Annotated in this window: 9 protein-coding genes; 6 read left to right on the forward strand and 3 right to left on the reverse strand. The window is 62.2% G+C overall.

The window, feature by feature from the left end; genetic code table 11:
• Positions 1-248: 248 nt before the first annotated feature.
• The 4 genes from secA (at position 249) to ACF8EA_RS14145 (ending at position 6,113) form a co-directional block, all read left to right on the forward strand.
• Complete coding sequence (gene secA, locus ACF8EA_RS14130) at positions 249-2,984, forward strand: preprotein translocase subunit SecA (protein WP_021785813.1); 2,736 nt, start codon at positions 249-251, stop codon at positions 2,982-2,984.
• A 182-nt stretch (positions 2,985-3,166) separates the two neighbouring features.
• Entirely contained in the window at positions 3,167-4,384 is a 1,218-nt protein-coding gene (gene argJ / locus ACF8EA_RS14135; RefSeq protein ID WP_021785812.1) for a bifunctional glutamate N-acetyltransferase/amino-acid acetyltransferase ArgJ, read from the forward strand.
• 155 nt (positions 4,385-4,539) lie between these two features.
• Positions 4,540-5,172, forward strand: a complete 633-nt coding sequence (locus ACF8EA_RS14140; RefSeq protein WP_392522375.1) for a glutathione S-transferase family protein — start codon at positions 4,540-4,542, stop codon at positions 5,170-5,172.
• Positions 5,169-6,113, forward strand: coding sequence for a Nudix family hydrolase (locus tag ACF8EA_RS14145; protein WP_021785810.1), 945 nt, complete (start codon positions 5,169-5,171; stop codon positions 6,111-6,113). The genes ACF8EA_RS14140 and ACF8EA_RS14145 overlap by 4 nt, the downstream gene beginning before the upstream one ends.
• 139 nt (positions 6,114-6,252) lie before the next feature.
• Here the strand turns inward: ACF8EA_RS14145 and ACF8EA_RS14150 are convergent, their stop codons facing one another.
• Genes ACF8EA_RS14150 through ACF8EA_RS14160 form a run of 3 tightly spaced genes read right to left on the reverse strand, consistent with a single transcriptional unit; the run spans position 6,253 to position 9,806 of the window.
• Positions 6,253-6,819 (reverse strand): cob(I)yrinic acid a,c-diamide adenosyltransferase, encoded by a 567-nt coding sequence (locus tag ACF8EA_RS14150; protein ID WP_392522377.1) that lies wholly within the window; start codon positions 6,817-6,819, stop codon positions 6,253-6,255.
• Between the two features lies 1 nt (position 6,820).
• Positions 6,821-8,851 carry an ATP-binding protein gene (locus ACF8EA_RS14155; protein ID WP_319298302.1) on the reverse strand — a complete coding sequence of 677 codons (2,031 nt, stop codon included), beginning with the start codon at positions 8,849-8,851 and terminating at the stop codon, positions 6,821-6,823.
• A gap of 37 nt (positions 8,852-8,888) precedes the next feature.
• Positions 8,889-9,806, reverse strand: coding sequence for a putative 2-dehydropantoate 2-reductase (locus ACF8EA_RS14160; RefSeq protein WP_021785807.1), 918 nt, complete (start codon positions 9,804-9,806; stop codon positions 8,889-8,891).
• A gap of 100 nt (positions 9,807-9,906) precedes the next feature.
• On the opposite strand from ACF8EA_RS14160, the gene ACF8EA_RS14165 reads away from it, so the two are divergent.
• Complete coding sequence (locus ACF8EA_RS14165) at positions 9,907-10,392, forward strand: YajQ family cyclic di-GMP-binding protein (protein WP_003251890.1); 486 nt, start codon at positions 9,907-9,909, stop codon at positions 10,390-10,392.
• Positions 10,393-10,507: 115 nt separating this feature from the next.
• On the forward strand, positions 10,508-11,348 hold an 841-nt coding region (locus ACF8EA_RS14170), incomplete at its 3' end, for a mechanosensitive ion channel family protein (RefSeq protein ID WP_021785806.1).

The raw sequence follows: 11,348 nt of genomic DNA on the forward strand, positions 1-11,348 counted from the left end.
GAGGCCGGCACAGGCAGCCAAAGACAAGACTGGTTCTCGATAGCTTTCATGTTGCCAAGCCTTGAACTCAGTGAAAATGTCCCTATCTAAAACAGGCCCCTGCCAAAACGCTGTATCAGCATCGTGGAAAACCACCACTTTCCTCACCATCGTTTCCGGGTAGAATGCTCGTTCGCATGCGGCCTATGGGCTGCACGGGCGACTCATGGGGCCGCCCTCCATCCCTACGTGTGGAAGATCCTGCCGATATGTTTGCGCCTTTGTTAAAAAAACTTTTTGGAAGCAAGAACGAGCGTGAAGTCAAACGCATGCTCAAGACGGTGAGTATCGTCAATGCCTTCGAAGAGAAGATGGTGGCCCTCTCCGACGAGCAACTGCGGGGCAAGACCGTAGAGTTCAAGGAGCGCCTGGCCAAAGGCGAGACACTGGACCAATTGCTGCCCGAAGCCTTCGCCGTGGCCCGAGAGGCCGGCAAGCGCGTAATGGGCATGCGCCATTTCGATGTGCAGTTGATCGGCGGCATGACCCTGCACGAGGGTATGATCGCAGAAATGCGCACCGGTGAAGGCAAGACCTTGGTCGGTACCTTGGCCGTTTACCTCAATGCATTGTCCGGCAAGGGCGTGCACGTGGTCACCGTCAACGACTATCTGGCGCGCCGTGACGCCAACTGGATGCGCCCGCTGTACGAATTCCTCGGTCTGTCGGTCGGTATCGTCTCGGCCTTCCAGCCGCCGGAAGAAAAGCGCGCCGCCTATGCCGCCGACATCACCTACGGCACCAACAACGAATTCGGTTTCGACTACCTGCGCGACAACATGGCGTTCAGCCAGGACGAGAAGTTCCAGCGTGAACTGAACTTCGCCGTGATCGACGAAGTCGACTCCATCCTCATCGACGAAGCGCGTACCCCGCTGATCATTTCCGGTCAGGCCGAGGACAGCTCCAAGCTGTACATCGAGATCAACCGCCTGATCCCGCGCCTCACCCAGCACATCGAAGAGGTCGAAGGCCAGGTCACCCAAGAAGGCCACTTCACCATCGACGAGAAGAGTCGCCAGGTGGAACTGAACGAAGCCGGCCACCAGTTCATCGAAGAGATGCTGGCCCAGGCGGGCCTGCTCGCCGAAGGCGAGAGCCTGTACTCCGCGCACAACCTGGGCTTGCTGACACACGTCTACGCCGGTCTTCGTGCACACAAGTTGTTCCACCGCAACGTCGAGTACATCGTCCAGGACGGCCAGGTCCTGCTGATTGACGAACATACCGGCCGTACCATGCCAGGTCGTCGTCTGTCCGAGGGCCTGCACCAGGCCATCGAAGCAAAAGAAAACCTGAACATCCAGGCCGAGAGCCAGACCCTGGCTTCGACCACGTTCCAGAACTATTTCCGCCTGTACACCAAGCTGTCCGGCATGACCGGTACCGCCGACACCGAAGCGTTCGAGTTCCAGTCGATCTACGGCCTGAACGTGATGGTCATTCCGCCGAACAAGCCACTGGCGCGTAAGGACTACAACGACCTGGTGTACCTGACCGCTGACGAGAAATACGCCGCGATCATCGCCGACATCAAGGAAAGCATGAAGCTGGGCCGCCCGGTGCTGGTGGGTACCGCGACCATTGAAACTTCCGAGCACATGTCCAACCTCCTGAAAAAGGAAGGTATCGACCACAAGGTGCTCAACGCCAAGTATCACGAGAAGGAAGCCGAGATCATCGCCCAGGCAGGCGCGCCCGGTGCACTGACCATCGCCACCAACATGGCTGGCCGTGGTACCGACATCCTGCTGGGCGGTAACTGGGAAGCCGAAGTGGCTGCCCTGGAAAACCCGACCGCCGAGCAGATCGCCCAGATCAAGGCCGACTGGCAGAAGCGTCACCAGCAAGTGATCGAAACGGGTGGCCTGCATGTAATCGCTTCCGAGCGCCACGAATCGCGCCGTATCGACAACCAGCTGCGTGGCCGCTCCGGTCGTCAGGGCGACCCGGGCTCCAGCCGCTTCTACCTGTCGCTGGAAGACAGCCTGATGCGCATCTTCGCCTCTGACCGGGTGAAGAACTTCATGAAGGCACTGGGCATGCAGTCGGGCGAGGCCATCGAGCACCGCATGGTCACCAACGCTATCGAGAAAGCCCAGCGCAAGGTCGAAGGCCGCAACTTCGACATTCGTAAGCAATTGCTCGAATATGACGACGTCGCCAACGAACAGCGCAAGGTGATCTACCACATGCGCAACAGCTTGCTGGCCGCCGAGAACATTGGTGACACCATCGTCGAATTCCGCAAGGAAGTACTGGACGCTACCATCAGCCAGCACATTCCGCCGCAGTCGCTGCCAGAGCAGTGGGACGTTGCCGGCCTGGAGGCTTCGCTGGCCAGCGATTTCGCCATCAAGTTGCCAATCCAGCAATGGCTCGACGAGGACGATCACCTCTACGAAGAGACCTTGCGCGAGAAGCTGCTGAGCGAGATCACCGCTGCCTACACCGAGAAGGAAGACCAGGCTGGTCTCGAAGCCCTGCGAACCTTCGAGAAGCAGATTCTGCTGCGCGTGCTGGACGACCTGTGGAAAGACCACCTGTCGACCATGGACCACCTGCGTCACGGTATTCACCTGCGTGGTTATGCGCAGAAGAACCCGAAGCAGGAGTACAAGCGCGAGTCGTTCAGCCTGTTCCAGGAGCTGTTGGAGTCGATCAAGCGCGACACCATCCGCGTGTTGTCGCACGTACAGGTTCGCCGCGAAGACCCAGCCGAAGAAGAAGCCCGCCTGCGCCGCGAGGCCGAAGAGCTGGCTAGCCGCATGCAATTCCAGCACGCCGCTGTATCGGGCCTGGAAAGTGAGCAACTGAGCGAGGAGGGGGCCGAAGTAGCGGTAGCCTCGGCGCCAGTACGCAATGACCAGAAGCTGGGCCGCAACGAGCCGTGCTGGTGCGGCTCGGGCAAGAAGTTCAAGCATTGCCATGGTCAGATCGAGTGATCTGAACCGTACGTTGTACAAGCCTGGGGCCGCTTTGCGGCCCTTTCGCGACACAAGGCCGCTCCCACAGGTACCGCGCTCGTCCATCAACGGGCGCGATCCTTGTGGGAGCGGCCTTGTGTCGCGATGGGGCGCGAAGCGGCCCCTTTTTCGAAATCATCGTTTTTTCTAGGAGCGCTCTAATGGCTGTTGGTCTTGGTCCTTTGCCCACCCTGCACCCGGTTCCGGGTTTTGAACTCGGTATCGCTTCTGCCGGTATCAAGCGCCCGGGGCGCAAGGATGTGGTGGTCATGCGCTGTGCCGAAGGCTCCAGCGTGGCGGGTGTGTTCACCCTCAACGCCTTCTGCGCCGCGCCGGTGATCCTGTCCAAGCAGCGTGTACAGGGCACCGTGCGCTACCTGCTGACCAACACAGGTAACGCCAACGCAGGCACCGGCGCGCCGGGCCTGGCCGCCGCCGAGCGTACCTGCGCCAAGCTGGCCGAACTGGCTGGCGTACCGGCCGAGTCGGTACTGCCGTTTTCCACCGGTGTGATCGGTGAGCCGCTGCCGGTCGAGAAGATCGAAGGCGCGCTGCAGGCCGCGCTCGACAACCTGTCGGAAAACAACTGGGCTGAGGCCGCTACCGGCATCATGACCACCGACACCCTGCCCAAGGGGGCCAGCCGCCAGTTCCAGCACGATGGCGTGACCGTTACCGTCACCGGCATCAGCAAGGGGGCAGGCATGATCCGCCCGAACATGGCGACCATGCTGGGTTACATCGCCACCGACGCCAAGGTGGCGCCAAAGGTACTCAAGGACCTGATGCTCGACGGCGCCAACAAGTCGTTCAACCGCATCACTATCGATGGTGACACCTCGACCAACGATTGCTGCATGCTGATCGCTACCGGCAAGGCCGACCTGCCGGAAGTGACCGAAGCCAGCGGCGCGCTCTTCGAAGCGCTGAAAAAGGCCGTGTTCGAGGTGTGCATGGAAGTGGCCCAGGCCATCGTCCGTGACGGCGAAGGCGCGACCAAGTTCGTGACCGTGCAGGTCAACGGTGGTGGCAACCACCAAGAGTGCCTGGACGTCGGTTACGCCGTGGCCCACTCGCCGCTGATCAAGACCGCGCTGTTCGCCTCCGACCCGAACTGGGGCCGCATCCTCGCCGCGGTTGGCCGTGCCGGTGTGCCGGAGCTGGATGTGAGCCTGATCGACGTTTACCTGGACAACGTTTGCATTGCGAGCCAAGGCGGCCGCAGCCCGAGCTATACCGAGGCGCAGGGTTCGGCAGTGATGGCCCAGGAAGAGATCACCATCCGTATCGAGCTGGGCCGTGGCCAGTGCAGCGAAACCATCTGGACGACCGACCTGTCCCACGAGTACGTGAAGATCAACGCCGAGTACCGTACCTGATCCACTGATCCGAAAGCCTCTTCGCGGGCACGCCCGCTCCCACAGGTGTTGCAATGCCTGCAGGAGCGGTGCGCTCCCTGTAGGAGCGGGCTTGCCCGCGAAAGGCCGCGCAGCGGCCTGCGGGTTTTGCAATACAAACCTGATGGAGCCGAACCATGAGCTATCACCTGATCATCGGCGACAAGCTGTACTCCTCCTGGTCGCTGCGTGGCGCCCTGGCCCTCGAGCTGGCCGGCATGCCCTACGAAGAAACCCTGATCAAGCTGAACCAGCCTGATACCCGTCAGCGCATTCTCGCCTACTCCGCCACCGGCAAGGTACCGCTGCTCAAGACCGAGCACGGTGTGATCGCGGACTCGCTGGCCATTGCCGAATACCTCAACGAACGCCACCCCGAAGCCCAGCTGTGGCCTGCCGATGTGGCGACGCGAGCCCAGGCCCGTTCGGCCTGTGCGCAGATGCATAGCGGCTTCTTTGCCCTGCGCGGCGCCATGCCGTTCGACTTGTCGCGCGACCAGGCGCTGGACAACGTGCCGCTGGACGTGCAAATCGACATCGACCGTATCGTTGCGCTGTGGTCCGAATGCCGTCTGGTGGCCAAGGACAGCGGCCCGTTCCTGTTCGGCAAGGCAAGCCTGGCCGATGCCTTCTTTGCCCCGGTGGCCGTGCGCCTGCGCACCTATCGCGTAGAAGTCCCCGCTGAGGCGGCAGCCTACATCGAGACCATTTATCAGTGGCCAGCCTTCCAGGCATGGCAACGGGCAGGCCTGGAGGAGCGTGAAGCGTGAAACGGATTCATGTAGTAGCGGCCGTCATTCGCGGTGCTGATGGCCGTATTCTGATCGCACGTCGTGCCGATACCCAGCACCAGGGCGGCTTGTGGGAGTTTCCCGGTGGCAAGGTGGAGGAAGGCGAGAGCGTCGAAGCGGCGCTTGCCCGCGAGTTGCGCGAGGAGCTGGGCATTGAGGTAACCCGGTCGCGTGCGCTGATCAAGGTCAGCCATGACTACCCGGACAAGCAGGTGCTGCTGGATGTGCGCGAGGTCGAAGCGTTCACTGGCGAACCCCACGGTGCCGAAGGCCAGCCGCTGGAATGGGTTGCCCCGCGCGATTTGCCGCAGTATGAATTCCCTGAGGCCAACAAGCCGATCGTCGCCGCTGCGCGCCTGCCGGACCAGTACCTGATCACCCCGGATGGCCTGGAGGTGCCGCAGCTGCTCAAGGGCATCCAGAAGGCGGTGGCCAACGGCATTCGCCTTATCCAGTTGCGTGCTCCGGACATGTACGACCCCAAGTACCGCGACGTGGCGGTGGATGCGGTCGGGCTGTGTGCGGGCAAGGCGCAGTTGATGCTTAAAGGGCCACTGGAATGGCTGGGTGATTTCCCGGCGGCCGGTTGGCACCTGACGGCCGCGCAACTGCGCAAGTACGCTGCCAGGGGCCGGCCGTTCCCCAAGGAACGCTGGTTGGCCGCGTCCTGCCACAGTGCCGAGGAGCTGGCGCTGGCTGAGCAGATGGGCGTGGACTTTGTCACCCTGTCGCCAGTGCAGGCAACCCAGACTCATCCGGATGCGGTGCCGCTGGGCTGGGATGAGGCGCAGCGCGTTATTGCCGGGTTCAACAAACCGGTGTATCTGCTGGGTGGGGTAGGGCCGAGTGAGCGCGAGCAGGCTTGGGAAGCGGGTGCACAGGGTGTGGCCGGGATCCGGGCGTTCTGGCCCGAGGTTTGAGTCCCCTGTAACAAGGGCCGCTGCGGGGCCCATTCGCGGGCTTGCCCGCTCCCACAGGAAACTCACAAGCTTCAAGCCTGCTCGAAACCTGTGGGAGCGGGCAAGCCCGCGAATGGGCTGCAAAGCAGCCCCAGAAGTATCAGCCTTTGGGTTTCTCGGCGGGCTGCCACAAAACCTCAGCCACCCCCTGGCGCCGCCCGATGATCCGCGCCGCCACGAACAATAGATCGGAAAGCCGGTTGATATATGTCATCCCAACGCCTTCCAGTGGCTCCATGGCATTCAACTGCTGGCACCGGCGCTCTGCACTGCGCGCCAGGCTGCGGCACACATGCGCCTGCGCCACCAGCGCCGAACCACTGGGCAGAATGAAGTTCTTCAGCGGCCCCAGCTCTTCGTTCCACACATCGATGGCCGCCTCCAGGCGTTCCACTTCCGCCAGGTTCAACGCCTGGTAACTGGGCATCGCCAGCTCGCCACCCAGGTCGAACAAGCGGTGCTGACACGGCGCCAGCACCTCGGTCACTTCATTCAGCCCGTGCTCGGCAAGCCCCGCCAGCAGCAACCCCAACTGGCTGTTCAGGCTGTCCACCTCGCCAATCGCTTCGATCCGCGGGTGGTCCTTGGGCACCCGACGGCCGTCGCCGAGGCCGGTTTCGCCTTTGTCGCCGGTGCGGGTATAGATTTTCGAAAGGCGGTAGCCCATATCATTGCTCCGTTCTGGTCGGCGCCGCCGCTGTCGGCTGGCTGAGGGGCAGGCGCAGGGTAAAGCAGGTGCCCTGGCCTGGCGTGGATTGCACTTCCATCTGCCCCTTGTGGTTATTGGTGATGATGAAGTACGAGACTGACAGGCCCAGCCCGGTGCCCTGGCCGATTTCCTTGGTGGTGAAGAACGGCTCGAAGGTGCGCTTGCGCACTGCCTCGGGCATGCCGACGCCATTGTCCTCGACCTGGATTTCCGCCCATGGCGGGTTCAGCCGGGTGCGCAGTGTGATGCGCCCGGGCTCGCTGGGTTGCGGGCGCTGGTGGATGGCTTGGGCCGCATTCTTCAGCAAGTTGAGCAGTACTTGTTCCAGCTCGTTGGCGGTGCAGGGCACCGGCCCCAGGTTGGGGTCGAACTGGCGCACGATGGCTTGACCCTTGAAGTCGAAGCCGATGGCCAGGTCGAAGTCATTGCCGGCAATTTCAAGGGCCTGATCGATCAGTGCCGGCAGCTCACATGGCACCAGTTGGCGGTCGCTGCGGCGGCTGAAACTGAGCATGTGGGTGACGATCTTCGCCGCCCGGGCTCCGGCCTGCTGAATGCCGTCGAGCAGTTGCGGCACCTCGCGGCTGTCCAGATAGCGGTTGATCGTGGCCAGGTCGATGCCCAGCTCTTCGGCCTGTTCCTGGTTGCGCGGCAGGTCGGACGACAGGCGCCGGCGAATGTTCTGCACGTTGTGCAGGATAGCGCCCAGCGGGTTGTTGATTTCATGCGCCATGCCGGCAGCCAGGCCACCGACCGAGAGCATTTTTTCCGACTGCACCATCATCTCTTCCAATGACAGACGCTGGGTGATGTCGTCGATACGAATGACCACGCCGCGCCCACCGCCGCCGGTCAGTGGGTAGAAGGTCAGGGCGTAGTGGCGTAGGTCGTCGCCCTTGGGCCAGGTTACCCGCTCGATCTTCGCCACTCGATGTTTTTCCACGGTCTCCTTCAGCTGCGGGAGGAACGGCTTCAGCGGTTCGAAAGCAATGAACACGGGCTGGTTAAGTGCCTCGTCCAGTGGCGTGCCGGAAAGCACCGTGGCTTCGTGGTTCCATTGGGTCACGTAAAGCTGTTCGTCGAGGGCAATCAGCGCCGAGGGCATCGAGTCGATGATGCTGTTGAGGTAGTTCTGGAAACCGGTGAGTTTTTTCTCGATCTTGCTGCGTACCTGCACTTCCAGTTCCAGCTTGCGGTTGGTGTGGCGGGTTTCCTCAGCAAGGCCCTGAGCCTGGTCGTAGGCGCTCTGGAATTCATCGCGGGCGCTCTTGAGCTGCTGCTCGCGGGCCTCGATGCGCGACAGCATGGTGTTGAAGGCCTCGGCCAGGCTGCCGATTTCATCGTCGTTGCCGCGCTGGGCGCGCAAGGCGTAGCTCTCTTCGCGGGTAACCTGGCGGCTGAGTTCCTCAAGCTGGTTGATCGGTTGTGTGATCAGGCGCTTGATCTGCCGGGCGATGACGATCCATAGCAGGACACTGAATACCAGGATGCCCAGGCTGGCGCTGAGTGTGCCGGTGTAGAAGGCCATGGGCAGTTCGCTGCTGGCTACCAGCAGCAAGTGTGCCGGTGGGTTGGCATCGCGGGGGATGCGGATCAACTGAGTGCTGCGAAACTCCATCAGGCGCCAGCCGTCGATGTTTCGAAAACGCTTGGGCAGGGCCAGCGGCTCACCATGCTGCAACTGCGCCAGCATCTGCCCATCGCCACCGTAGACGGCGGCGGCACGCAGCGGTGTGTAATTGTCCAGTTCCTTGAGCAGGGCACGGGCGGTGTCCGGGGTGTCGCCGGCGCGGGCTGCAAGCTGTGGATTGGCCACCAGCCGGCCGATGGTCTGCAACGCCTGCGGCGCCATGCTTTCCTGGGTAATCCAGTAGGCGGCGCTGATGAAGGTGAGGTTGGCCACCAGCAAGATGGTCACCAGCAGTACCAGCAGGGCCGCCAGTAGCTTCTGCCCGACCGGGAGGTTTTCCAGGCGTTGGCGCAAGGTCATGGGCAAGGCAATGTCCGTATCCGGTTGAAGGGCCGCGTCAGTCGCAGGGCAAACCACGCACGCGCAGGTTTTCGACCAAACGCTGCAGCAGGTGTTCCAGCTGCGGCAGCTGCAGGCCATGACGTGTGGCCGCGCGGCAAGCATGGCCGAGCAGGTAGTGCAACTCGGTGCGCCGTCCTGCATGCACGTCCTGGTACATGGAAGAATAGTTGCCTGCGGTGGCGAGGATTACCCGCTGCACTTCTTCGTCCAGCCCCTCGGCTGCTTGCGGCTGGCCGCAACGGTGCAGCAGCCGGGCCAGCTCGACGCACAGGGCCTGAACTTCACCCAGGTGCCCCAGCAGCCCGCCATTCTGGCAATCGTGAAGCACAGTCAGCGGGTTGATGGCGCAATTGAGCGCCAGCTTGCGCCACAGGCGGGTAAGTATGTCCACTGTCCATTCAGCGGGGATACCGGCTTCGTGCAGGTCATCGAACCAGGCGGGGATCATGGGGTTACGTGGGTCGCCCAGCCAGTTGAAGCCATGGCCGGCAAAACGCACCTGCCAGTCCCCCTCGCGGAAGGCGCCTTCGGTGCTGGAGACGAAGATGCAGCGAGCGTGCGGCACAACGTCGGCGACTTCATCCTGGCTGCCCAGGCCATTCTGCAACAGCAGCACTTCGGCGCTCTCGGCCAGCCGCGGTGCTACACCGGCAATCGCCGGGGCTGCGTCATAGGCTTTGCAGGCCACCAGCAGGCGGTGGATCGGGCCTTGCGCCTGGGCGGTTTCGGCAGGTATGGCGTAGTGCCGGGTTTGCTCTTGCTCGACCAAGGTCAGGCCGCCAGCCTGCTGATAAGCCTGCAACCGTTGCCCGTCACGCAGGATCAGGCGCACAGCCTTGCCTGCGCGTGCCAGGCGGCAGGCCCACAGACTGCCCAGGCTACCGGCGCCGAGAATATGCCAGGTGCTGCTCATATGCGTTTCGCAACCCGTTATAATGAGCCCGCATTTTAACCTTCAAACCCAGCGCGCTCCATCTTCAGCCTGAGCGCGCTTTTATTTTGGGAGAACAACCATGCCTTCGTTCGACGTGGTATCGGAACTGGACAAGCACGAAGTGCAGAACGCGGTCGACAACGCCATCAAGGAACTGGACCGCCGCTACGACCTCAAGGGCAAAGGCACCTTCGAGTTCAAGGACAAAGAGCAGACCGTGATGCTCACCGCCGAGGAAGAGTTCCAGCTCGAGGCGATGCTGGAGATCCTGCGCCTGGCGCTGGTCAAGCGCAAGATCGACGTGAAGTGCCTGGAAACCAAGGACCCGTACGCCTCCGGCAAGGAAAAGAAACAGGAAGCCAAGTTCCGCGAAGGCATCGACAAGGACCTGGCGAAAAAGATCGTTGCCACCATCAAGGATGGCAAGTTGAAAGTACAGGCCGCCATCCAGGGTGAGCAGGTACGGGTAACCGGCAAGAAGCGTGACGACCTGCAGGAAGCCATTGCCCTGCTGCGCACCAAGGAATTCGACATGCCGCTGCAGTTCAACAACTTCCGCGACTGATGTGGGGTCGCCCGGAACCCCGATGGCCAAATGATGTCCATGGGGGCCGGGGTTGCGTAATAACACGCGCGGCCTGTTCTACCGTGTACTTGCCGCTCGGCATCAGGAGATGAATATGGATTTGAACGCTGAGGTCGATCAGCTCGTCCGCCAATCCCAGACGTGGATCCCTTTGATCATGGAATACGGCAGCCGTGTGCTGCTGGCACTGCTGACCCTGGCGGTTGGCTGGTGGATCATCAACAAGGTCAGCGCCCGCCTCGGCAAGCTGGTTGGCCTGCGCAACGCCGACTTGGCGCTGCAGGGCTTCATCAGCTCTCTGGCGAACATCGTGCTGAAGGTGCTGCTATTGGTCAGCGTGGCCTCGATGATCGGCATCGAGACCACCTCGTTCGTCGCCGCCATCGGTGCCGCAGGCCTGGCCATCGGCCTGGCCTTGCAGGGCAGCCTGGCGAACTTCGCCGGTGGTGTGCTGATTCTGATGTTCCGCCCGTTCCGTATCGGTGACTGGATCGAGGCGCAGGGCGTTGCCGGCACCGTCGACAGTATCCAGATCTTCCACACCGTGCTCCGCACCGCTGACAACAAGACAGTCATCATGCCCAATGGCAGCCTGTCCAACGGCATCATTACCAACACCAACCGCCAGCCGACGCGCAAGGTGGTGTTCGATGTGGGCGTTGACTACGAGGCCGACCTGCAGACGGCCCGCAATGTGTTGCTGGAGCTGGCAAAGGACCCACGTGTTCTGCAAGACCCGGCACCGCAGGCGGTCGTGTCGACGCTGGGCGACAGCTCGATCACCGTATCGCTGCGCTTGTGGACCAAGACCTCCGATTACTGGGACGTGATGTTCATGCTTAACGAGTATGCGCGTGACCGGTTGAAGGCCGAAGGGATCGACATTCCGTTTCCGCAGCGGGTTATTCGCGTGGTGCAGGAGACTGCAACGCAGT

Source organism: Pseudomonas sp. YQ_5, assembly GCF_043103305.1.
Lineage (GTDB): Bacteria > Pseudomonadota > Gammaproteobacteria > Pseudomonadales > Pseudomonadaceae > Aquipseudomonas > Aquipseudomonas putida_Y.